The 21,856-nt window shown below is 71.4% G+C and carries 23 protein-coding genes; 5 read left to right on the forward strand and 18 right to left on the reverse strand.

Annotated elements, in window-relative coordinates; translation table 11 throughout:
• Positions 1-39 precede the first annotated feature (39 nt).
• The 5 genes from tatC to ABGB05_RS25965 form a co-directional block, all read right to left on the reverse strand.
• Positions 40-990, reverse strand: a complete 951-nt coding sequence (gene tatC / locus ABGB05_RS25945) for a twin-arginine translocase subunit TatC (protein WP_347656256.1) — start codon at positions 988-990, stop codon at positions 40-42.
• 15 nt (positions 991-1,005) lie between these two features.
• Positions 1,006-1,308 carry a Sec-independent protein translocase subunit TatA gene (tatA, locus tag ABGB05_RS25950; RefSeq protein WP_347656257.1) on the reverse strand — a complete coding sequence of 101 codons (303 nt, stop codon included), beginning with the start codon at positions 1,306-1,308 and terminating at the stop codon, positions 1,006-1,008.
• A 160-nt stretch (positions 1,309-1,468) separates the two neighbouring features.
• The gene (locus tag ABGB05_RS25955; RefSeq protein ID WP_347656259.1) at positions 1,469-1,723 is read right to left on the reverse strand and encodes a hypothetical protein; all 255 of its coding nucleotides are present in this window, start codon (positions 1,721-1,723) and stop codon (positions 1,469-1,471) included.
• Positions 1,724-1,732: 9 nt separating this feature from the next.
• The gene (locus tag ABGB05_RS25960) at positions 1,733-2,812 is read right to left on the reverse strand and encodes a YafY family protein (RefSeq protein ID WP_347656260.1); all 1,080 of its coding nucleotides are present in this window, start codon (positions 2,810-2,812) and stop codon (positions 1,733-1,735) included.
• Positions 2,813-2,864: 52 nt separating this feature from the next.
• Positions 2,865-3,866 carry a WYL domain-containing protein gene (locus ABGB05_RS25965; RefSeq protein WP_347656262.1) on the reverse strand — a complete coding sequence of 334 codons (1,002 nt, stop codon included), beginning with the start codon at positions 3,864-3,866 and terminating at the stop codon, positions 2,865-2,867.
• A gap of 105 nt (positions 3,867-3,971) precedes the next feature.
• Between ABGB05_RS25965 and ABGB05_RS25970 the strand changes: the two genes are divergently transcribed.
• On the forward strand, positions 3,972-4,904 hold the full coding sequence (locus tag ABGB05_RS25970) for a cation diffusion facilitator family transporter (protein WP_347656264.1): 933 nt from the start codon (positions 3,972-3,974) through the stop codon (positions 4,902-4,904).
• A gap of 93 nt (positions 4,905-4,997) precedes the next feature.
• Positions 4,998-6,089 carry a DUF3866 family protein gene (locus ABGB05_RS25975; RefSeq protein WP_347656266.1) on the forward strand — a complete coding sequence of 364 codons (1,092 nt, stop codon included), beginning with the start codon at positions 4,998-5,000 and terminating at the stop codon, positions 6,087-6,089.
• 73 nt (positions 6,090-6,162) lie between these two features.
• Here the strand turns inward: ABGB05_RS25975 and ABGB05_RS25980 are convergent, their stop codons facing one another.
• The 3 genes from ABGB05_RS25980 to rfbA all read right to left on the reverse strand — a co-directional run bounded on the left by ABGB05_RS25980 (position 6,163) and on the right by rfbA (position 8,754).
• Positions 6,163-6,366 (reverse strand): hypothetical protein, encoded by a 204-nt coding sequence (locus ABGB05_RS25980; RefSeq protein WP_347656268.1) that lies wholly within the window; start codon positions 6,364-6,366, stop codon positions 6,163-6,165.
• An 82-nt stretch (positions 6,367-6,448) separates the two neighbouring features.
• Positions 6,449-7,807, reverse strand: a complete 1,359-nt coding sequence (pafA, locus tag ABGB05_RS25985) for a Pup--protein ligase (RefSeq protein ID WP_347656270.1) — start codon at positions 7,805-7,807, stop codon at positions 6,449-6,451.
• Positions 7,808-7,881: 74 nt separating this feature from the next.
• A complete protein-coding gene (gene rfbA, locus ABGB05_RS25990; protein ID WP_347656271.1) occupies positions 7,882-8,754 on the reverse strand; it encodes a glucose-1-phosphate thymidylyltransferase RfbA in 873 nt (290 codons plus the stop codon).
• A gap of 131 nt (positions 8,755-8,885) precedes the next feature.
• Between rfbA and rfbB the strand changes: the two genes are divergently transcribed.
• Positions 8,886-9,899, forward strand: coding sequence for a dTDP-glucose 4,6-dehydratase (gene rfbB / locus ABGB05_RS25995; RefSeq protein ID WP_347656273.1), 1,014 nt, complete (start codon positions 8,886-8,888; stop codon positions 9,897-9,899).
• A complete protein-coding gene (rfbD, locus tag ABGB05_RS26000) occupies positions 9,896-10,849 on the forward strand; it encodes a dTDP-4-dehydrorhamnose reductase (protein WP_347656275.1) in 954 nt (317 codons plus the stop codon). Before rfbB ends, rfbD begins: the two co-directional genes overlap by 4 nt.
• A 39-nt stretch (positions 10,850-10,888) precedes the next feature.
• Here rfbD and ABGB05_RS26005 read toward each other — a convergent pair whose 3' ends face one another.
• The 10 genes from ABGB05_RS26005 to ABGB05_RS26050 form a co-directional block, all read right to left on the reverse strand.
• The gene (locus tag ABGB05_RS26005) at positions 10,889-11,281 is read right to left on the reverse strand and encodes a hypothetical protein (protein WP_347656277.1); all 393 of its coding nucleotides are present in this window, start codon (positions 11,279-11,281) and stop codon (positions 10,889-10,891) included.
• On the reverse strand, positions 11,278-11,541 hold the full coding sequence (locus ABGB05_RS26010; protein ID WP_347656278.1) for a hypothetical protein: 264 nt from the start codon (positions 11,539-11,541) through the stop codon (positions 11,278-11,280). The genes ABGB05_RS26005 and ABGB05_RS26010 overlap by 4 nt, the downstream gene beginning before the upstream one ends.
• Before the next feature lie 78 nt (positions 11,542-11,619).
• On the reverse strand, positions 11,620-12,450 hold the full coding sequence (gene prcA, locus ABGB05_RS26015) for a proteasome subunit alpha (protein WP_347656280.1): 831 nt from the start codon (positions 12,448-12,450) through the stop codon (positions 11,620-11,622).
• Between the two features lie 58 nt (positions 12,451-12,508).
• Positions 12,509-13,309: a proteasome subunit beta gene (gene prcB, locus ABGB05_RS26020; RefSeq protein ID WP_347656282.1), complete on the reverse strand. Its 801-nt coding sequence runs from the start codon at positions 13,307-13,309 to the stop codon at positions 12,509-12,511.
• A gap of 341 nt (positions 13,310-13,650) precedes the next feature.
• Positions 13,651-13,866, reverse strand: a complete 216-nt coding sequence (locus tag ABGB05_RS26025) for a ubiquitin-like protein Pup (protein ID WP_347656284.1) — start codon at positions 13,864-13,866, stop codon at positions 13,651-13,653.
• Between the two features lie 116 nt (positions 13,867-13,982).
• Positions 13,983-15,500, reverse strand: coding sequence for a depupylase/deamidase Dop (gene dop, locus ABGB05_RS26030; protein WP_347656286.1), 1,518 nt, complete (start codon positions 15,498-15,500; stop codon positions 13,983-13,985).
• A 256-nt stretch (positions 15,501-15,756) separates the two neighbouring features.
• Positions 15,757-17,538, reverse strand: coding sequence for a proteasome ATPase (gene arc / locus ABGB05_RS26035; protein WP_347656287.1), 1,782 nt, complete (start codon positions 17,536-17,538; stop codon positions 15,757-15,759).
• A 226-nt stretch (positions 17,539-17,764) separates the two neighbouring features.
• On the reverse strand, positions 17,765-18,340 hold the full coding sequence (locus ABGB05_RS26040; RefSeq protein WP_347656289.1) for a hypothetical protein: 576 nt from the start codon (positions 18,338-18,340) through the stop codon (positions 17,765-17,767).
• A gap of 81 nt (positions 18,341-18,421) precedes the next feature.
• Positions 18,422-19,369, reverse strand: a complete 948-nt coding sequence (locus tag ABGB05_RS26045) for a tRNA (adenine-N1)-methyltransferase (protein ID WP_347656291.1) — start codon at positions 19,367-19,369, stop codon at positions 18,422-18,424.
• Complete coding sequence (locus ABGB05_RS26050; protein ID WP_347656328.1) at positions 19,366-20,475, reverse strand: site-2 protease family protein; 1,110 nt, start codon at positions 20,473-20,475, stop codon at positions 19,366-19,368. The genes ABGB05_RS26045 and ABGB05_RS26050 overlap by 4 nt, the downstream gene beginning before the upstream one ends.
• Before the next feature lie 216 nt (positions 20,476-20,691).
• Here ABGB05_RS26050 and ABGB05_RS26055 point away from each other — a divergent pair, with 216 nt between their 5' ends.
• Positions 20,692-21,750 (forward strand): PD-(D/E)XK nuclease family protein, encoded by a 1,059-nt coding sequence (locus ABGB05_RS26055; RefSeq protein WP_347656293.1) that lies wholly within the window; start codon positions 20,692-20,694, stop codon positions 21,748-21,750.
• Positions 21,751-21,856 lie beyond the last annotated feature (106 nt).

Raw genomic sequence — 21,856 nt, forward strand, 5'->3', positions numbered from 1 at the left:
CGTCCGGGGCGGCTCTGTGGTCGATCAGCGGGGCGCGGCTCAGGTCGCGTCGTCGTAACCCCGGTCGATCGGTTTCGGCGCGGCGACCGGTTCCGGCGCACCGATCGGGTCGATCGTCTCGACCCGTCCGCCGGCGGTGACCGGCTCCGGGGTGAGGTCGAGCGGCGACACCTCGTCGTCGTCGAGCCCGGTGTAGATCTCCCGGCCCCGGCCCCGGCGTCGGTCGTTGAGGAACGCCACCCCGACCGCCCCGAAGTAGAGCGCGGAGAGGCAGAGCGCCAGTGCGGTCATGCCGAACGGATCCGGGGTGGGGGTGACGATCGCCGAGAAGAGGAAGAAGACGAAGACCGCGACCCGCCACCAGCTCAGCAACCGCCGGCCGCTGGCGATGCCGACGAAGTTGAGCATCAGCACGACCAGCGGGAACTCGAACGCCACCCCGAACATCAGGATCATGTTGGTGACGAACGAGATGTACCGGGTGATCTCCAGGGTGTTGGTGACGTCCTCACCGGAGAGGCCGACCAGGAACTCGAGACCCTTCGCGACCACGAAGTACGCCAGCACGGCGCCGGCCGCGAACAGCGGCGCGGCCAGGGCGGTGAAGACGTACGCGTACCGCCGCTCGTGCCGGTGCAGGCCCGGGGCGATGAACGCCCAGAGCTGGTAGAGCCAGATCGGCGCGGCCAGGATCAGCCCGACCCAGAGCCCGATCTTCAGGTCGAGCAGGAAGAGGTCGGCCGGCCCGAGCTGGGTGAACTGGCACTTGCCGTTCACCGTCGAGCCGGGCAGTTCGCAGTACGGCTCCTGCAGCAGCCGACGGACCGGTCGGGCCAGGAAGATCCCGGCGCCGAAGCCGACCAGGATCGCCAGGGACGCCCGGAACAGCCGGTTACGCAACTCCCGGAGGTGTTCGACCAGGGTCATCGAGCCGTCGGCGGCCCGCTCGAAGTTGCTGGGGCCGCGCCGACGGCGCAGCGCGAATGCCACGGGTGCGGACCCGGGTCAGTTGTCGCGGACGCGCTGCACCGGGTCGTTCACCGGCGCCGCCGGGGGCTGGTACCCGGGCTGGTGGACGCTGGTCGGCTGCACCGTCGAGTCACCGGGGAGCGGGTGCCGGGCCGCCTGGGCGTCGGCCTTCTCCGCCAGGTCCTTGTCGTCGTCGGCGAGGCTCTTGGTCTCGGCCTTGATGATGCGCAGCGAGCGGCCGAGCGAACGGGCCGCGTCCGGGAGCCGCTTCGCGCCGAAGAGCAGTACGAGCACTGCCACGAGGACGAAGATGTGCCACGGCTTCAGGGCTCCGACCATGGGGAACTCCAGTTCGGTTTTTGTCCAGCAGAGGGGTGTTGTCCTGGCCCATCGTACGTGTGTCGGGGGCCGTCGCCACCCGCCAGGTTGGTATGTTTCCGGCCCGGCCGGTGAAGTCTTGACCAACGGCAGTCGTCCGTCAACCGGCCGACCTCGGCGTTCACGCCCGCTTGCCGCGCCGGGACTGGATCACCTCGACCCGCCGCTGCACGATCTCCACCTGCTGCTGCAGCTCCTCCGCCCGCCGCTGCAGGGTCAGCGCCACCTGCTGCAGGTGCTCGGCCTGCTCCTGCCGACGCTGCAGGGCCAGGGCGGCCCGACGCAGCCCGGGCAGCCGGATCAGCACCCGGCGGGCGGCCAGCGCGAGCACCAGCAGGCCGAACAGCACCGCCGCCAGCACGATCCACTTCACCACCCGGTCAGCCTAGCGGCTCGCGGTACCGCCCGCCGGTCCGGCGTACCCGGGGTCGGCCGGCGCGGGATCGGCGTAGGCGGGGTCGGCGGGATCGGCGGGATCGGCGTAGGCATTCAGTGCCGCCGCCGCCTGGTCGCGTACCTGTTCGGCGAGTTCGGGCGGGGAGACCACGGTGACCTCCGGGCCGAGGCCGAGCACGAACCGTCGGGCCCAGTCCAGGTCGGTGACCCGGAGCGAGACCAGCCACTCCCGGCCCGAGCCGGCGCCGGCACCCGGGTCCGGCTCGACCCGCTCGCACGGGTAGTACTCGGTGATCCACCGCGCGGGCCGACCGACCCGCAGGGTGACCAGCGGCAGGTCCGCCGAGGGACGGAAGATGCCGGCACTGAGGTCGTGCAGCTGGGCCTGCGCCGGCGGCGCGGCCGGCTCGTCCAGTTCGACGAGGGCGTCGATCCGGTCGGCGCGGAACATCCGCACCGACTCCGCCCGGCGGCACCACGCCTCGAGGTAGGCGTGGCCGCCGACCACCGACACCCGGATCGGGTCCACGGTCCGCTCGGTCGTCTCGTCCCGGGCCGCCGTGTAGTAGGTGATCCGCAGCGCCCGCCGCCGACCCACCGCACCCCGCAACGCCTCCACCCGGTCGCTGTCACCCGGCAGCCGGACCGCGACCGGGGCGTCGGCGTGGTCGCCGGCCGCACTCTCGATCTTGGCGAGGGCCCGCTCGATCGCGTCCCGGTTGGCGATCCCGGGGGTCTCGGCGAGCATCCGCAACGCGACCACCAGGGCCAGTGCCTCGTCCGGGGTCAGCCGCAGCGGACGGTCGATGCCGGCGTCGTAGGTGATGGTGACCGTGTCGCCGTCGAAGGCCATGTCGATCAGGTCACCCGGGCCGTATCCGGGTAGCCCGCAGACCCAGAGCAGTTCCAGGTCCTCGCGGAGCTGCCGCTCGGTCACCCCGAGGTCGGCCGCCGCCTCGGCCACCGCGATACCGGGCCGGGCGAGCAGGTACGGCACCAGGTTCAACAGCCGGGCCAGCCGGTCGGCCGAGGCCCGGGACGCACCGGACCGTTGCGCCGGACGGGTCACGGTGTCTCCTCCTTCGGTCAGTCGGCCGGGCACGCGGCCCGCACCACCGGCGTCACACCGGGGTACGGGCGACGACCACCTCGTCGTGCCGGGTGGCGATCTCCTTCAGCCGCTGGATCACGGCCTCCCGGACCTCCGGTGGGTCGAGCACCCGGACATCGGGACCGTAGCCGACGAGCCGGCCGGCGAGCGACTCGGCATCGGCGTACGCCAGGACCAGCAGGTCGCCGTCGGGTCCGCTGGTCGCCTCCCGGGCCCACCGGCGCAGCCCGGCGGCCCGACCGGGGCGGACCAGCACGGTGGCCCGCCCGGGCCGCTCGACCGGACCGGACCAGCGCGCCACGTAGCTGATGAGGTCGACGTCGCCGGGCGGCTCGAAGGTGCCCGGTGCGCCCACCGGCCGGACCGCGCCACCGACGATCCGGGACAGTCGGAAGCACCGGGGCGCCTGCCGGTCGAGGTCGTGACCGACCACGTACCAGCGGCCGCGCCAGCAGACCACCCCCCACGGCTGCAGCCGTCGGCTCGTCGGATCGTCGCTCTCCGGCACCCGATAGTCGAAGGTGACCGTACGCCGGTCCCGGGCCGCCGAGGTGAGCGGCGCGAACGCCGGGTCGACGGTGACCACCGGTTCCATGTCGAGGGTGGCCTGCGGGTCGACGTCGATGCCCCCGGCCCGCAGTTTGGCCAGACCGGAGGAGGCGGCGGCGGCGAGCCCGGCGTGCCGCCAGAGTCGGGCGGCGATGCCCACCGCGGCCGCCTCGTCGGGCTCCAGCGGGATCTCCGGCAACGCGTACTCGCGGTGGGCGATCCGGTAGCCCGGCTCGGTGTCGAACGCGCTGGCGGTGCCGGTCTCCAGAGGGACGCCCAGCTCCCGCAGCTCGGCCTTGTCCCGCTCGAACTTCCGCTGGAAGGCCTCGTGGTCGCGCGGGTCGTCAGGATCATGCTCGTAGCCCGGTACGGTCGCGGCGATCTGCGCGGCGGTCAGGAACCGCCGCGTGGACAGCAGGCAGATCACCAGGTTGACCAGGCGCTCGGTACGGGTCCGCGACACGCTACAGACGCTAGCAGTCACGGCTGCCGGCGCGGACACCCACACGGGGCGTACCGGGAGCAGGCTCCGCCTGCCCGGACCCGCGCCGGCTCCTAGGCTGACGGTATGGCCGAACGGCAGGCGAACACGGAGAGTGTGGTCACGGTGGTCGTGGCCGGGCTGGCCAACCTCCTGATCGCCGCGGCCAAGGTGCTGGCGGGTCTCATCTCCGGCTCGGCGGCGATGCTCTCCGAGGGCGCCCACTCGATCGCCGACACCGCCACCGAGGTCCTGCTCTTCACCGCGCTGCGCCGCGGCGCCCGCCCCGCCGACGTCCAGCACCCGTTCGGGTACGGCAAGGAGAGCTACGTCTGGGCGTTCATCGCCGCGATCTTCACCTTCGTGGTCGGCGCCGGGTTCTCGATCACCCACGGGGTCAACACGATTCGGCACGGCGAGCACAGCGGTGAGTACGTGGTCTCGTACGTCGTCCTGGCGACCTCGTTCGTCATCGAGTCGGTCTCGCTCACCCGGGCCGTCCGGCAGGTCCGACGACGGTCCCGGGAACGCGGGATCAGCTCCGCCCGGTACCTGCGCCACACCCCGGACACCATGGTGAAGGCGGTGTTCCTCGAGGACAGCGCCGCGCTGATCGGCATCTCCCTGGCCGCGCTCGGGGTCTGGCTCTCCGAGATCACCGGCAACGAACTCTGGGACGGGCTGGCGTCGATCGCGATCGGTCTGCTGCTCCTGGTGGTGGCCGCCGTCCTGGCCCGGAGCAACATCTCGCTGCTGGTCGGCCAGGCCGTGCCGCCACGGGTGCACCGGGAGATCCACCAGGAGCTGGCCGGGCTGCCGACGGTGGAACGGGTCCACACGCTGTTCACCATGTACCTCGGGCCGGACGAGATCCTGGTGGCGGCCAAGGTCGACTTCCGGGACGAGGCGACCGGGGCGGAGATCGAGGCCGAGGCGGACCGGGCCGAACAGCGGCTGGTGGCCCGCTACCCCGCCGTCTCGTACGTCTTCCTCGACCCGACCCACGGCCGGTCACCGTAGCCGACCCGCCCGGTCGGGACCGGTCCGCCCGACCGTCTGCGAACGTCGCACCCGGGGCCGGGCCGGGCGGACGCCCCGGTTACCCTGCCGGCCATGGTGCGATGGCGGTCCGGCACGGTCACGGCGCTCCGACGGCACTGGCACGGCGCGGTGGAACTCGAGGTCAGGCAGAGCGACGGGGTCGACGTCCGGGCGCTCGCCTATCCGTCGCTGGTTGGCACCCCGCAGCCCGGCGACCGGGTGCTGCTCAACGTGAACGCACTGGTGATGGGGCTCGGCACCGGCGGGTACGCCCTGGTCGTCGCGCTACCGGACCGGCTGCCGCCGGACCCGCCCGCCTCGGCACACACCCGCGACGACGGCCACCTGGTCAAGGCCCGTTACACCCCGTTGCAGCCGATCGTGCTCGGCGCGGACGAGGAGGCGTCGCCGTACCGGGAGAAGCTCGCCGACGCCGACGATCTGGCCGGGCTGCCGGTGGTCACCGCCGACCTGCACTCCGCGCTGCCCGCGATCGTGGCCGGGGTCCGGGCCGACGCGCCGGACGCCAGGATCGGCTACCTGATGACCGACGGGGGCGCCCTGCCGGCCTGGTTCTCCCGGACGCTGGACGGGTTGCGCGATCACCTGGTCGGCACGGTCACCGTCGGACAGGCGTTCGGCGGCGACCTGGAGGCCACGAACGTGCACAGCGGGCTGCTCGCCGCCCGGCACGCGCTCGGCGCGGAGCTGGTGATCGTGGCGCAGGGGCCGGGCAACCTGGGCACCGGCACCCGGTGGGGCTATTCCGGGGTGGCGGTCGGTGAGGCGGTCAACGCGGTCGCCGCGCTGGGTGGCCGGCCGGTGGGATCACTGCGGATCTCCGACGCCGACCCGCGGCACCGGCACCGGGGCGTCTCCCACCACAGCCTGACCGCGTACGGCCGGGTCGCGCTGGCCGCCGCCGACCTGGTGGTGCCCACCGGGCTGGCGCCGGCGCTGGCTGACGAGGTGGACCGGGCCCTCGCCCCGCTCGCCGGGCGGCACCGTCTGGTCCGGGTGGACGTGGCCGGGCTGGACGCCGCCCTCCGGGCGGCACCGGTACCGCTCTCCACGATGGGGCGCGGACTCGACGCCGACCACGCGTACTTCCTCGCCGCGGCCGCCGCCGGCCGGCACGCCGCCGCGCTGCTGCGCCAACCCTGAGCGGCGGCTGCGGCACCCCGGGCGGACGGGCCGACGGGCGGTCGACGCGGTCAGGAAGTACGCGTGGTCGGGATCAGCTGAGGAAGACCAGCGCGAGCCAGCCGGCGACCACCGCGACGAGCACCACCGTCAGCACCCAGGTCGGTACCCGGTACTCGCCGCGGCGGTTCCGCTCGATCTCCTCACGGATCTTCGCGCGGCGGCGCTCCAGACGGTTGAGCCGCACCTGCTCCGGGCGACGTTCCTCGCCCTCGTGACCGGGATGTTGATCTGTCATGGCGGGCTCAGCCTAACGAACCGGCCCGCCGGCCGTGGGCCGCACCTCGGATCAGGTGCGCCCGGGCCGGCGGGCCGGTGCGTCACATGCTCGCGATCAGCCGCTCGACGCGTTCGTCGTACGCCCGGAACGGGTCCTTGCAGAGCACCGTGCGCTGCGCCTGGTCATTGAGCTTGAGGTGGACCCAGTCGACGGTGAAGTCCCGGCGCTTCTCCTGGGCGTGCCGGATGAACTCACCCCGCAGCCGGGCCCGGGTGGTCTGCGGCGGCGTCTCCTTCGCCTCGAAGATCTCCGGGTCGGTGGCGATCCGGTCCACCTGCTTACGGCGTTCCAGCAGCCCGTAGAGGCCCCGGCCGCGACGCAGGTCGTGGTACGCCAGATCCATCTGGGCGATCCGCGGATGCGACAACGGCAGGTCGTTCTTGCGCTGGTAACGCTCGATGAGCTGGAGCTTCGTCACCCAGTCGATCTCCCGGGCCACCGGGTCGAGGTTGCCGGTCTCGACCGCCCGCAGCACCCGGCCCCAGAGCTCGACCACCCGCTTCGCGGTCTGGTCGCCGCCCCGGCGCTCGACGAACTCGGTCGCCTTGGCCAGGTACTCCTGCTGGATCTCCAGCGCGCTGATCTCCTTGTTGGAGGCGAGCCGGACCTTGCGCCGCCCGGTGATGTCGTGCGAGACCTCCCGGATCGCCCGGATCGGGTTCTCCAGCGAGAGGTCCCGCATCACCACCCCGGCCTCGATCATCCGCAGCACGATGTCCGCGCTGCCGACCTTGAGCAGGGTGGTCACCTCGTTCATGTTCGAGTCCCCGACGATGACGTGCAGCCGCCGGTAGCGCTCGGCGTCGGCGTGCGGCTCGTCCCGGGTGTTGATGATCGGCCGGCTGCGGGTGGTCGCCGAGGAGACGCCCTCCCAGATGTGCTCGGCCCGCTGGGACAGGCAGTAGACGGCGCCCCGGGGGGTCTGCAGGACCTTGCCCGCGCCGCAGATCAGCTGCCGGGTCACCAGGAACGGAATCAGGACGTCGGCGAGCCGGCCGAACTCGCCGTGTCGGGAGACCAGATAGTTCTCGTGGCAGCCGTACGAGTTGCCGGCGGAGTCGGTGTTGTTCTTGAACAGGTAGATCTCGCCCGCGATCCCCTCGTCGTGCAGCCGCTTCTCCGCGTCGACGAGCAGGCCCTCCAGGATCCGTTCCCCGGCCCGGTCGTGGGCGACCAGGTCGGCGACCGAGTCACACTCGGGCGTGGCGTACTCGGGATGGGACCCGACGTCGAGGTAGAGCCGGGCTCCGTTGCGCAGGAAGACGTTGCTCGACCGCCCCCAGGACACCACCCGGCGGAAGAGGTACCGGGCGACCTCGTCCGGTGACAGGCGGCGCTGGCCGCGATAGGTGCAGGTGACGCCGTACTCGGTTTCGAGACCGAAGATTCGCCGTTCCATGGTTGGAGATTAGTCGCCCGAGGGGCCGATTGGTCACTGTCGGCGGGTGGCGTTGTCCGGGTCGGCCGCAACGGTCACCGGCCGGGGTCCTCCAGGATGCTGAAGAGGTACTCGCCGTACCCGCTCCTGGTGAGCGGTTCGGCCAGGTCCCGGAGCTGGTCGTCGCTGATCAGGCCGCTGCGCCAGACGACCTCCTCGATGCAGCCGACCTTCAGGCCCTGCCGTTCCTCGATCACCCGGACGAACTCGCCGGCCTGCATCAACGAGGTGAAGGTCCCGGTGTCCAGCCACGCCGTACCCCGGTCCAGGGCGGTGACCTGGAGTCGTCCCTGCCGCAGATACGTCTGGTTCACCGCGGTGATCTCCAGTTCGCCGCGTTCACTCGGGGTGAGCCCTCGGGCGATCTCCACCACGTCGCCGGCGTAGAAGTACAGGCCCGGTACGGCGTACCGGGACTTCGGCTTCTCCGGCTTCTCCTCGATCGACAACGCGGTGCCGTCGGTGTCGAACTCGACGATTCCGTAACCCGCGCAGTCCGCGACCGGATAGGCGAAGATCCGGCCGCCGTCCGGTGGCTCACGCAGGGCGAGGCTGCGGCCCAGTCCGCCACCGTAGAAGATGTTGTCGCCGAGGATCAGGGCCACCGGTTCACCGGCCAGGAAGTCCTCGCCGAGCAGGAACGCCTGGGCGATACCGTCCGGCGTCGGCTGCACCACGTACTCCAGGCGCAGGCCCCACTGCCCGCCGTCGCCGAGCAGGCGTCGGAACTGCGGCTGGTCGTCCCGGGTGGTGATAATGAGGATTTCCCGTATTCCGGCCATTACCAGGGTGGACAACGGGTAATAGATCATTGGTTTGTCGAACACCGGCATCAGTTGCTTCGAAACGGCCTGTGTGATCGGCCAGAGCCGCGAGCCGGTGCCGCCCGCCAACAAGATTCCGCGCATTGGCGCAGGTTACCGACCCACCGTAGAACCGGCGGCTTTTTCGTCGGATCACCGACTGGCCGGTTGCCGACGAAACGGCTCGCCGGCCAAATGCGCCGGCATTTCCGGATCCGGCGTAGACTTCCGGTCCCATGAGGATCCTCGTCACCGGCGGCGCCGGATTCATCGGGTCTGAATATGTACGTATGCTGCTGACCGGCACCGGTCCACGGCTCGACCCCGGTGTGGTCACCGTGCTGGACAAGCTGACCTACTCCGGCAACCTGGCGAACCTCGATCCGGTTCGCCACGACCCCCGGCTGTCGGTGGTCGTCGGCGACATCTGCGACCCGGTGGTGGTCGACGAGGTGGTCGCCGGGCACGACGTGGTCGTGCACTTCGCCGCCGAGTCCCACGTCGACCGGTCGATCGTCAGCGCCGCCCCGTTCGTCTCCACAAACGTGCTCGGCACCCAGACCCTGCTGGACGCCGCACTGCGGCACGGCACCGGGCGCTTCGTGCACGTCTCCACCGACGAGGTATACGGCTCGATCGACTCCGGGTCCTGGGCCGAGACCCAGCCGCTGGCGCCGAACTCCCCGTACGCGGCGACCAAGGCCGGCTCCGACCTGCTCGCCCTCGCCTACCACCGGACGTACGGCATGGACGTGGTGCTGACCCGCTGCTCCAACAACTACGGGCCGTACCAGTTCCCCGAGAAGGTCCTCCCGCTCTTCGTCACCAACCTGCTCGACGGGGGCACCGTGCCGCTCTACGGCGACGGTGGCAACGTCCGGGACTGGCTGCACGTCCACGACCACTGTGTCGGCATCGCGCTGGTCCAGGACAAGGGCCGGCCGGGCGAGGTCTACCACATCGGTGGCGGCACCGAACTGACCAACCGCGAGCTGACCGGCCGGGTGCTCGCCGCCTGCGGCGCCGGCTGGGACCGGGTCGTCCCGGTCGCCGACCGGATGGGGCACGACCGGCGCTACTCGCTCGACATCACCAAGATCCGTGAAGAGCTCGGGTACGCCCCGCAGGTCGACCTCGACCGTGGACTGGTCGACACGATCGCCTGGTACCGGGAGAACCGTGCCTGGTGGGAGCCGCTGAAGGCACGACTCGACCCGGCGGCGACCCGCCCCGCCCCGACCGTCGGATGACCGCCCGGTGGCTGGTGACCGGCGCCGGTGGTCTGCTCGGCCGGGACGTGGCCGCCGTGCTCGCCGGACGGGACGGCGCGGAGGTCACCGCCGCCACCCGGGCCGACCTGGATGTCACCGACCCGGTGGCGGTCCGGTCCGCGGTCGACGGACACGACGTGGTGCTGAACGCGGCCGCCTGGACCGACGTCGACGGAGCGGAGAGCCGGGAGGCGGACGCCACCGCGGTGAACGGAGACGGGGTGGCGCACCTGGCCCGGGCCTGCGCCGAAACCGGGGCCCGGCTTATACACGTCTCGACCGACTACGTCTTCGCCGGCGACGCCACCCGGCCCTATCCCGAGGACGCGCCGACCGCACCGGTCAACGCGTACGGCCGCAGCAAGCTGGCCGGCGAACGTGCCGTCTTCCGGCTGCTTCCCCGAACCGGTTACGTGGTCCGCACCGCCTGGCTGTACGGGGCCCACGGCCCGAACTTCGTCCGCACCATGCTCCGGCTGGCCGCCGAACGTCCGCACCTCGACGTGGTCGACGACCAGCACGGGCAGCCGACCTGGTCGTACGCCCTCGCCGAACGCCTGGTCGAGTTGGCCGAGGCGGCCGGCCGGGGCGACGCGCCGGCCGGCGCGTACCACGGCACCGCCACCGGCCAGACCACCTGGTACGGCCTGGCCCGGGAGGTCTTCCGGTGGGCCGGTCTGGATCCGGAACGGGTCCGGCCCACCACCAGTGACCGGTTCCCCCGGCCGGCCCGCCGGCCCGGGTACAGCGTGCTGGGGCACGCCGGCTGGGCCCGGGCTGGCCTGCCGCCACTGCCGCACTGGCGGGACCAGCTGGCCGCGGCGCTGCGGCCGGGCGGCCCGCTGCGCGACGCCGCCCCCGCCGCCCGGATTCCGGCGTCGGGTGCCGCCGGCGTCCCGCCCGGGGTGCCACCGCTGGTCGCGGGCTAGGACGGCGCCCGGATCAGCGGGCAACGGCCGGGTGGGGGGTCAGATCGGGATGATCGGCATCTCGTCCGGGTCGCCGTACAGCTTCGGCTCCCCGGTCAGCACGTACGCCGTCCAGCCGATCGCCTCGATCAGCGCCGAGGCGGCGTCCAGCCGGCCCAGGATCCGGGTCCATTCGGCGAGCACCCGCCAGTCCTCGGTCCCGACCGGGGTGAGGTACGCGCACGGATGCTCGACCAGCAGCAACACGCCCGCCGCCTGTCCCTCCGGTACCAGCCGCGACGCCTCGGCCAGGCAGGCGACCGGGACGGCGAACCGGCCGCCCTCGTCGACCACCTCGGCGATCGTCTCCCCGACGGCGATCGAGGTGGTCGCGTAGGCGAGGATCGCCGAGGTGTCCAGAACCAGTCGAATGTTGTCGACGTTGTCGGTCACGCCGCCGGCTTCCGGCCGACCGCACGGAGCCGGTCCCACCGGGCGTGTGTCATCCGTTCCCGGGCCTCGGTGAGACGCCGTCGGGCCCGCTCCCGGCCTTCGTCGGTGATCGGGAACCCGTGCTCGGCGAGGAGCTGGGCGGTCCGCTCCCGGGCCATCCGGTCCCGGACGGCCTGGGCGACGTAGGCGGACGCGTTCGGTTCCGCCTCGAGCCGGGAGGCCACGTCGTCGGGAAGGCTGACCGTCACACGCCGAGTCATACCGGTGAGGCTACCGGATCACACCCGGGCCCGGACAGGGAACCGGCGCCCGGTGCCGTGGCCCGGGCGCCGTGACACTCACTCGTCCGGGTCGGCGGACGCCTTGTTCTCCAGGTCGGCGGAGGCCGCCGACTCGGTCGGCTTCGCCGGCCCGGGGGCCGGCGCCTTCGGCTCCTCCGCCCCGGCACCGGCGCCGTCGGCCTTGGCAGGCGTCCCGTTGAGCAGGGAGGCCAGCGCCGCCCCGGTGATCCGGCGGAAGGTACGTCCCACCCGCCGTCGGTCCAGGACCGCCACCTCGAGCTGGGACGCGGCGATGGTCCGGGGCGCGCCGCCCTCGCCGCCGACACTGCCCAGCGCCCGGACCGCCAACCGGACCGCGTCGTCGAGCGACATCTCCGGCCGGTGGTCCTCACGTAGCGCGCCGGTGACCGCCTCCGCCTGCCCGCCCATCGCCATCCGGCCGGGTTCGTCGTTCACCGAGCCGTCGTAGGTGATCCGGTACAGTTCGTCGTCGTCCGGCGTGGCACCGACCTCCGCAACGCAGATCTCCACCTCGAACGGCTTCGACTGCTCGGTGAAGATCGCCCCCAACGTCTGGGCGTACGCGTTCGCCAGCGCCCGGCCGGTGACGTCGCGGCGGTCGAAGCTGAGGCCGGTGGCGTCGGCCATCCGCACCCCCGCCCGGCGCAGGTTCTCGAACTCGTTGTAGCGACCGACCGCCGCGAAGGCGATCCGATCGTAGATCTCGCTCACCTTGTGCAGGGCGGTGGAGATGTTCTCCGCCACGAAGAGCACCCCGCCCTCGTAGCTCAGCGTCACCGCGCTCCGGCCCCGGGCGATGCCCTTACGGGCCAGCTCGGAGCGGTCGCGCATGATCTGTTCGGGGGAGGCGTAGAACTGCATGGCCACGGCGGCGGTTCTCCTTACCGGTAACGCTGACGACGGGTTTGGGGCAACAACGGCGGCGTCAGCCGCCCGGGTTCTCCATCCGGGCGGCGACCACCGCTTCGGCGACCGACGCCGCCTCGGCGTCGGAGAGCCGGTTGGTGCCCTCCGCGGTGGCCGTCATCACCACCGGGTAGATCCGGCGGGTGAGATCCGGACCGCCGGTGGCGCTGTCGTCGTCGGCGGCGTCGTAGAGGGACTCGACGGCCACCCGGATCGCCTCCTCGGTGCTCAGACCGGGCCGGTAACGCTTCTTCAGCGCCGCCTTCGCGAACAGCGACCCGGAACCGATCCCGTCGTAGCCGGTCTCCTCGTACGGCCCGCCGGCGACGTCGAAGCTGAAGATCCGACCCGCCTTCGCGGGATCGGAGGTGGCGAGGTCGTAGCCGGCGAAGAGCGGGATCACCGCGAGCCCCTGCATCGCCGCACCGAGGTTGCCACGGATCATCGCCGCGAGACGGTTCGCCTTACCGTCGAGGGAGAGCATCGCCCCCTCGATCTTCTCGTAGTGCTCCAACTCCACCTGGAAGAGTCGCACCATCTCCAGGGCGATGCCGGCGGTGCCGGCGAAGCCGATCAGCGAGTACGCGTCGGCCGGATGCACCTTCCGGATGTCCCGGCTGGAGATCAGGTTGCCCATCGTGCCCCGCCGGTCACCCGCCATCACCACACCCTCGGCGGTGGTCAGCGCGACGATGGTGGTGGCGTGCGGGACCATGTCGGCGGCCGACCCGGGTGGCAGCGGCCGGCGACCAGGCAGCAGGTCGGGCGCCGCCATGCCGAGGAACTGGGTGAACGAGGACGTGCCCACGTTGAGGAACACGTCTGGTAGACGCCCGGTGGGATCAAAAGCCGCCACGTGCTTCCTCTCAGGTATGTCATCGCCTCGCCCAGCTCCGCCACGTCGAACGCGGAACCGGCCGAGGCGAGGCCTTGCGGTTGAAGCAGACTATCGCCCGGGCCTCTCCGGTGCGATGATCTCGGTCCCCGTGTTGCGGGGACCATGGAGCAGCTGGATGTCCGGCACGGCGGGCGGTCGGCCACGTCCCCGGGGCCGGACGGGACGTCGCGAATCCGGCGCGGCGCCGGCCCGCGCCGGACCCGCCGACGGCGTCACCGCCGACCGGACGGGAAGCACCACGCCCGGACCGGTACCGCACCGGGCTACTGTCCACCCTTCTGGACGTAGCCCCGGACGAACTCCTCCGCGTTCTCCTCCAGCACCGAGTCGATTTCGTCCAACAGGTCGTCGACGTCCTCGGTGATCTCGGCGTGCCGCTCGGCGACCTCCGGGTTCACCTCGGCCGAAACCTCGTCGACCTCCTCGTCCCGACGGGACTTGCCCGACTGCGACTGACCGCCGGTGTCACGGGTAGCCATCTGGTGCCTCCTCCACGATCGCCTGCGAGAAACTTACCTCGGATCGACGACGAAACCCGGCCGTCGCGGCCCACCGTACGGCCAGAATTCGATCTTCCGGCCGGACGGTGCACAGGCTAGCCGCCGGTGATGGTCTCCAGCAGGTCCTTCGCGCTCGCGCAGCGGTCGAACAACGCGCCCACGTGCTTGCGGGTGCCCCGCTCGGGCTCCATCATCGGCACCCGGACCAGCGACTCCCGGCCGACGTCGAAGATGACCGAGTCCCAGCTCGCCGCGACCACCTCCGAGGCGTACTGGGCGAGGCACCGGCCCCGGAAGTAGGCGCGGGTGTCCTCCGGCGGCTCCGTCATCGCCGACCGGGTCAGCTCCTCGGGCAGCAGGGTGGCCATCGCGCCCCGGCTCACCAGCCGGTGGTAGAGGCCCTTCTCCGGCCGTACGTCGGAGTACTGCAGGTCGACCAGCTGCAGCTTGTGCGACGCCCAGCCGAGCTTCTCCCGCTCCCGGTAGCCCTCCAGCAGCCGCAGCTTGGCCACCCAGTCGAGTTCGCCGGCGCAGAGCATCACGTCGCGGCCGAGTCGGTCCAGCACGCTCTCCCAGCGGTCGAGCACGTCCGTGGTGTCCGGGTCGACGTCGTCGCCGTACCGCTGCTCCACAAAGGAGCGGGCCCGTTCGAGGTACGCCCACTGCAGGTCCAGGGCGGTCAGCCGGCGCCCGTCCCGCAGCCGGATCCGGTGGGTCAGCGACGGGTCGTGGCTGACCGCCTTCAGCTCGCCCACCGGGTCCGCGATGGACAGGTCCGGGCTGAGCGCCTTCTCCTCGATCATGGTGAGGACCAGGGCGGTGGTGCCGACCTTCAGGTAGGTGGAGATCTCCGACAGGTTCGCGTCACCGATGATCACGTGCAGTCGGCGGTACTTGTCGGCGTCCGCGTGCGGCTCGTCCCGGGTGTTGATGATCGGCCGCTTCAGCGTCGTCTCCAGACCGACCTCGACCTCGAAGAAGTCGGCCCGCTGGGAGATCTGGAAACCGGTCTGCGAGCCATCCTGACCGATGCCGACCCGCCCGGCCCCGCAGACGATCTGCCGGGTCACGAAGAACGGGGTCAGGTAGGTCACGATGTCGGCGAACGGCGTCTGCCGGCGCATCAGGTAGTTCTCGTGCGCGCCGTAGCTGGCGCCCTTGTTGTCGGTGTTGTTCTTGTAGAGGTGGATCGGATGGGTACCGGGGATGGTCGCCGCCCGCCGGGACGCCTCCGCCATCACCCGCTCCCCCGCCTTGTCCCAGCGGACCAGGTCCATCGGGTTGGTCACCTCGGGAGTCGAGTACTCCGGGTGGGCGTGGTCGACGTAGAGCCGCGCGCCGTTGGTGAGGATGACGTTGGCCAGGCCCAGGTCCTCGTCGGCCAACGCCTCGGCCGGGTCGTACGCCGCACCGGAGTAGGTGAAACCACGGGCGTCGCGCAGCGGCGACTCCTCCTCGTAGTCCCACCGCGCCCGACCGCCCCGGGCCAGCTCGGGCCGGGCGCCGTACGCGTTGACCACCTGGGACGACGTCACCATCGGGTTGGCGCCGGCCTGGCCGGGTACGGAGATGCCGTACTCGACCTCGGTGCCCATGATCCGCCGAACGCTCATGCCGCCGCCTCGCTTCGCTCACCGACGCCATGAGGCTCCACCACACTGAGCCCGATGATTCGCTCGCCACGCTCGCTCATGCCGCCGCCTCGCTTCGCTCGCCCATGGCGTCGAGCGTAGTCCGCCCCGCCGCCGGAATTCTCGCCCGGCGTGTCGACACGACCACGGTACGCCCCCGCCCGGGTCACCACTGGGAAGAAGGAGCCGGACAGCATCGTGGGCGCCCCAGCCGCGGCGCCCACGATGCTGGTCCGGTTTACAGGTACTGGCCGGTGTTGCTCGCCGTTTCGATGGAACGGCCGGCCTCCGCGCCCTTGCCGCCGGAGACGAGGGTACGGATGTAGACGATCCGCTCCCCCTTCTTGCCGGAGATCCGGGCCCAGTCGTCCGGGTTGGTGGTGTTCGGCAGGTCCTCGTTCTCCCGGAACTCGTCGACGCAGGCGTCGAGCAGGTGCTGCAGCCGCAGTCCCTTGCGTCCGGAGGAGAGGAACTCCTTGATCGCCATCTTCTTGCCCCGGTCGACGATGTTCTGGATCATCGCGCCGGAGTTGAAGTCCTTGAAGTACAGGACCTCCTTGTCACCGTTGGCGTAGGTAACCTCGAGGAACCGGTTCTCCTCGGTCTCCGAGTACATCCGCAGCACCACGGCCTCGATCATCGCGGCCACCGTCGCCGCCGGATCGTTGCCGTGCTCGGCCAGGTCGTCGGGGTGCAGCGGCAGACCGGTGAGGATGTACTTCGAGAAGATGTCCTTGGCCGCCTCGGCGTCCGGACGCTCGATCTTGATTTTCACGTCGAGCCGGCCGGGACGCAGGATCGCCGGGTCGATCATGTCTTCCCGGTTGGACGCCCCGATCACGATGACGTTCTCCAGGCCCTCCACGCCGTCAATCTCGCTGAGCAGCTGGGGAACGATGGTGTTCTCCACGTCGGACGAGACCCCGGAACCCCGGGTCCGGAAGACCGAGTCCATCTCGTCGAAGAACACGATGACCGGGGTACCCTCGCCGGCCTTCTCCCGGGCCCGCTGGAAGATGAGCCGGATGTGCCGCTCGGTCTCGCCGACGTACTTGTTCAGCAGCTCGGGGCCCTTGATGTTGAGGAAGAAGCTGGTGTGCTTCTCCTCGCCCCGCCGCTCGGCGATCTTCTTCGCCAGCGAGTTCGCCACCGCCTTGGCGATGAGCGTCTTGCCGCAGCCCGGCGGACCGTAGAGCAGGATGCCCTTCGGCGGCCGGAGCTGGTGCTCCCGGAACAGGTCCGCGTGCAGGAACGGCAGCTCGACGGCGTCCCGGATCTGCTCGATCTGGGGCTGCAGACCACCGATGTCGCTGTAGTCGACGTCCGGTACCTCTTCGAGGACCAGCTCCTCGACCTCGCTCTTCGGGATCCGCTCGTAGGCGTACGCGGAGCGGGGCTCGATCATGAGCGAGTCACCGGCCCGCAACGCCGAGCCGATCAGGGTCTCCGCGAGGTGGACGATCCGCTCCTCGTCGGCGTGTGAGATCACCAGGGCCCGGTCGCCCGCACCACCGGAGGGGTTCTCCAACACCTCCTTGAGCATGACGACCTCGCCGACCCGCTCGAAGCCGAACGCGTCGACGATGTTCAGCGCGTCGTTGAGCAGGACCTCCTGCCCACGCTGGAGCTCCGCCGCGTCGAGCGACGGCGAGACGGCCACCCGTAGCTTGCGGCCACCGGTGAAGACGTCCACCGTCCCGTCGTCGTGTCGGGCCAGGAAGACACCATAACCGCTGGGTGGCTGCGCCAGCCGGTCAATCTCCTCCTTGAGCGTGACGATCTGGGCGCGTGCCTCCTTGAGGGTGTTCACGAGCCGCTCGTTGTTCTCGGTGAGCCGAGCCAGTTGGGCCTGTGTCGCCGCCAGCCGTTCCTCAAGCTGCCGGACGTGTCGAGGGCTTTCGGTCAACTTGCGCCGCACCAGAGCGAGTTCCTCTTGAAGAAACGCGACCTGGGTGGAGAGATCGTGGGCCTCCTTCTCCCACCGTGCGGCGCGCGAGTCCGCGTCGTCGCTGCGTGCCACGTCCCACCTCCCCGGGGGCTTGAACGTTCTGACCTAACACTAACCGCTGTGACGCTGATTCGGTTCCACGCAACACCCTCGTCGCCGAACCTTGATCACTCGATCACGGTGAACATGATCATTATGGCGGTCCCGGTCGACCCGGCGGAGCCGGTTTCGGGCAGGTCGCACCGGATGGGGTGGACAACGGGTCCACCCGGCCCCGCGGCGGGGTACGGTCAGCCGGTCAGAGCATCGGTCGGCCGACGACCGAGGCGACCAGGCGGGCGAACTCCTCCAGCCGGGCGATCTGCCCCGCCCCGCCGTCGTCGAGCGTCTTGCCGAACCGCAGGGCGTCGTGCCGGGGCGGCGCGTGCGCCTCGTCGCCGGGCACACCCTCGTCGAGCGAGCTGAGCAGCAGGTAGACGTCGATGCTGTCCACCCGGATCTGGCCGTCCGGGCTACGACTCAACCGACGCCGGCAACCCACCTCGCTGACCGTCGACACCGGCACCACCCGCAGCGACGAGGTCATCGAACCGGCGGGCCCGTCGTCCGGCGGCACGTCCTCGCCGTGCCACAGGATGAGTCGGCTGCCGTCGCAGATCGCGACCTCCTGCCAGACCCCGTTCACCTCGTTGACGAACCGCTCCAGGGTGAACCCGAGCACCGAGGCGCCGCGGAGCACCCCGCTGAGCGCCTCCATCGCCACGTCCGGATCCCGCAGATAGGCCCGGGCGGCGGACTCCAGGTCCTGGTACGGCGACCAGTCCGGAAAGACGGCGGGCAGCTCACCACCGCCACCGAACGCCGGCCGACTCATGCCGTCTCCCCACTGGGCCCGGCGGCGTGACGAGCCACCATCCGCAGCTGGCTGATCCGCTCGCTCATGCCACCTCCCCGCTCACTCGGCAGCGCCGCCCGGCGCCGTCTCACTCGCCTGCCGTGCCTGCTGCCGGCGCAGCGCGTACGCCTCGGCGCCCTTGCTCGGCTTCCGCCGCCGCGGCGGCGCGGTGACGCCCGGCGCCAGGCGCCGACTGGAGACCAGGAACGCGGTGTGGGCGATCATGCGGTGGTCCGGCCGTACCGCGAGGCCGTCCGCGTGCCAGTCCCGTACCAGCGACTCCCACGCCCGCGGCTCGGTGAACCCGCCCCGCTCCCGCAACGCCTCGACCAGTTCGGAGAGCTGGGGTGTGGTCGCGACGTAGCCGACGAAGACACCGCCGGGCAGCAGTGCCCGCTCGACCAGGTCCAGCGCTTCCCACGGGGTGAGCAGGTCAAGGATGATCCGGTCGAAACCGGACTCCTGGCAGTCGGCCACGTCCCCCACGTGCAGGGTCCACGCCGGATGCGGTCCACCGAAAAATGATTCCACATTCCGGCGCGCGATCTCGGCGAAATCCTCACGAAGCTCGTAGGAGTGCAGTTCTCCGTCCGGTCCGACCGCCCGGAGCAGCGAACAGGTCAACGCACCCGAACCGACACCGGCCTCCAGCACCTTGGCGCCGGGGAAGATGTCCCCCATCGCGACGATCTGGGCAGAGTCCTTGGGATAGATCACCTGGGCGCCGCGCGGCATCGACAGGACGTAGTCGGCGAGCAGCGGTCGCAACGCGAGATACGCCGTCCCCCCGGTCGAGGTGACCACACTGCCGTCGGGCAGCCCGATCAGCGCGTCGTGCTCCAGCGCCCCGCGATGGGTGTGGAACGACCGGCCGGGTTCCAGCGTGATGGTGTGCATCCGCCCCTTCGGATCGGTGAGCTGCACCCGGTCCCCGGGCAGGAACGGGCCGCGACGGGCCGGCGTCGGGGTGGGTCGGACAGCGGAAACGGCGGTGGGCTGTGCGGTCACTGAGTCATCTTTCGGTTCGGCTCGAGAAGCTGCGCCAGGTCGGCGACGTGCAGTACGCCGACCACATCTTCGCCTGACGTCACGAGGTACTGCGCGCCCGGGTGGCTCTGCACGGCGTGCACCACCTCCTCGCCGACGAGCCGGACGGACAGGGTGGGCACCCGGTCCAGGCCGCGGGCCACGGTGTCCACGGCCACCCAGGGACGGCGTTCCACCGGCACCGCGGCCGCGGTCGCCCGGTCCACCACCGCCACCAGCCGGCCGGACGAGTCGACGACGCCGAGGGCCGGTTCGGGCGCTCCGGCGGCCGCACCGCGACGTTGCGCCTCGGCCAGCGGTGTGCCGGTCGGCACCCGGAACACCGGACGGGCCAGCCGGGCCAGGTCGATGAGCGGGAAACGCCGACTGATCCGGGCCGCCCGGATCGCCTGACCCGCCCCCTGCCACAGGGTGACCGCCACCACCAGGACCAGCGCCAGGCCCAGCACCGGACCGACCCCCTGGGCCGGCAGGACGTCCACCCAGGTCAGCAGGAGGACCAACGCGACGGTGCCGACCGCGACCAGCCGACCCGACCAGCCGGCGACCTCGGTCGCCAGGTGCTGGTCCCGGGTGGCGGCCCAGACCCCGGCCCGCAGCGCCCGCCCACCGTCCAGCGGCAGTCCGGGCAGGCTGTTGAAGAGCGCCACCAGCAGGTTGCTCGCCGCCAGTTGGAACGCGAACTGGTGGACCAGTGTCCCGTCCGGCAGGGCGAGCGTCAGCCCCGTCGCCGCCAGCCCGATGACCAGCGAGACGGCCGGTCCGGCGAGCGAGACCAGCAGGTCCACCCGGGGAGTCGGCGCGTCCCGGTCCATCTCGGTGTAGCCGCCGAGCAGCTCCAGCGTGATGCCCCGGACCCCGATCCCGTACCGGCGCGCGGTCAGCGCGTGGCCCAGTTCGTGCAGCAGCACCGAGCCGAGCAGCAGGATCACAAAACCGGCGCCGAACAGGTAGCCGGCGGGTCGGGACAGGTCGAGCTGCCGCTGGACGACGCCGCCGTACATCAGGGTGATCACGGCGGCGAGTAGCAGCATGGAGGCGTTGACCTGGACGGGGACGCCGAACACCCGGCCGACGACGAGGGCGTTCCGCCGGTTGGTGCGGGTACGTCGCGGTCGCGAGGGTTCCTCCATCGGTTCGATGCTACGGAACGCCCCGACCGGACCACCCGTCGGTTCGGTCTGCCCGCACGCGACCGATCGGGGTGCTACCGAGGACCGGACGGCAGCACCGGCGGGTAGGTGGGCCGGGTTCCGTCGTACCCGTGGCATAACCTTCCGGACATGACGGCAGAGACGGTGGCAACACAGGCCGTGACAACACAGGCGGCGACAACACCGGCGGTGGAAACGGGACCGGCTACGGACCCGGGGGCCGCCCGGGCGGTCACCGCCTCGCTCTCCCCGTCCCGGGCCGCCGACTTCAAGACCTGCCCGCTGCTCTACCGGTTCCGCAGCATCGACCGGCTGCCCGAGCGCCCCAGCGCCGAGCAGGTCCGCGGCACGCTCGTCCACGCGGTGCTGGAGCGGCTCTTCGACCTGCCCGCCGACCAGCGGACCCCGACCGCGGCGGCGGACCTGGTGGCGCCGGAGTGGGACCGGTTGGTGGCCGAGCAGGCGGAGCTGGCCGAGTTGTTCCCCGCCGGCGACCTCGCCGGGCCGGACGAGTTCCTCGCCTCGGCCCGCGAGCTGCTGAACGGCTACTTCAGCGTGGAGGACCCGCGCCGGCTGGAACCGGCCGAGCGGGAGAGTCTGGTCTCGGCGGTGGTCGACGACCAGTTGCTGATCCGCGGCTACATCGACCGGTTGGACGTCTCGCCGGACGGTGCGCTGCGGGTGGTCGACTACAAGACCGGCGGGGCACCCCGCGAGGCCTTCGAGGCCCGGGCGTTGTTCCAGCTCAAGTTCTACGCGCTGGTGCTGTGGCGGACCCGTGGGGTGGTGCCGACGGTGCTGCGGCTGCTCTACCTCAAGGACGCCGAGATCTGCGACTACCGCCCCGACGCCGACGAACTCGTCCGGTTCGAGCGGACCGTCCTGGCCCTGTGGCGGGCGATCGAACAGGCCACCGAGGCCCGCGACTTCCGCCCCAAGCCGAGCCGGCTCTGCGACTGGTGCAGCCACCAGGCACACTGTCCGACCTTCGGCGGCACTCCCCCACCGTTCCCGGAACCGGCGGACGCCCCACCGTCGACCGTCGCGCCGCCGGCCCGGGTCAGCCGGAGGACGGCCGGCGGCCCCGCCGGCGTGCCGACGCAGCCGGTACGGACCGAGCCGGCCGCAACGCCACCGCCGCGGTCCGCGACAGCGAAAACGACGCCGGCCGATCCCGGGCCGGGCTGACCGGGTCGGAGGAGGTCCGCCAGCGGCCACCGGGCCGGTGGGGATCCGGGGCACAGGAGGAGAGGTTCTCCTCCTGAAGAAGGAGGTCAGCTTCGCCGTCGCCGAT

Source organism: Plantactinospora sp. B5E13 (genome assembly GCF_039871775.1).
In the GTDB taxonomy this organism is placed as follows: domain Bacteria; phylum Actinomycetota; class Actinomycetes; order Mycobacteriales; family Micromonosporaceae; genus Plantactinospora.

Coding starts and splice junctions, on each gene's coding strand:
- ABGB05_RS26010 (WP_347656278.1), bottom strand. CDS start 11,541: ATGACTCGGCGTGTGACGGTCAGCCTTCCCGACGACGTGGCCTCCCGG.
- ABGB05_RS25975 (WP_347656266.1), top strand. CDS start 4,998: ATGGTGCGATGGCGGTCCGGCACGGTCACGGCGCTCCGACGGCACTGG.
- rfbD (WP_347656275.1), top strand. CDS start 9,896: ATGACCGCCCGGTGGCTGGTGACCGGCGCCGGTGGTCTGCTCGGCCGG.
- ABGB05_RS25970 (WP_347656264.1), top strand. CDS start 3,972: ATGGCCGAACGGCAGGCGAACACGGAGAGTGTGGTCACGGTGGTCGTG.
- ABGB05_RS25980 (WP_347656268.1), bottom strand. CDS start 6,366: ATGACAGATCAACATCCCGGTCACGAGGGCGAGGAACGTCGCCCGGAG.
- pafA (WP_347656270.1), bottom strand. CDS start 7,807: ATGGAACGGCGAATCTTCGGTCTCGAAACCGAGTACGGCGTCACCTGC.
- dop (WP_347656286.1), bottom strand. CDS start 15,500: ATGAGCGTTCGGCGGATCATGGGCACCGAGGTCGAGTACGGCATCTCC.
- ABGB05_RS26040 (WP_347656289.1), bottom strand. CDS start 18,340: ATGAGTCGGCCGGCGTTCGGTGGCGGTGGTGAGCTGCCCGCCGTCTTT.
- ABGB05_RS26055 (WP_347656293.1), top strand. CDS start 20,692: ATGACGGCAGAGACGGTGGCAACACAGGCCGTGACAACACAGGCGGCG.
- rfbA (WP_347656271.1), bottom strand. CDS start 8,754: ATGCGCGGAATCTTGTTGGCGGGCGGCACCGGCTCGCGGCTCTGGCCG.
- ABGB05_RS26025 (WP_347656284.1), bottom strand. CDS start 13,866: ATGGCTACCCGTGACACCGGCGGTCAGTCGCAGTCGGGCAAGTCCCGT.
- rfbB (WP_347656273.1), top strand. CDS start 8,886: ATGAGGATCCTCGTCACCGGCGGCGCCGGATTCATCGGGTCTGAATAT.
- tatA (WP_347656257.1), bottom strand. CDS start 1,308: ATGGTCGGAGCCCTGAAGCCGTGGCACATCTTCGTCCTCGTGGCAGTG.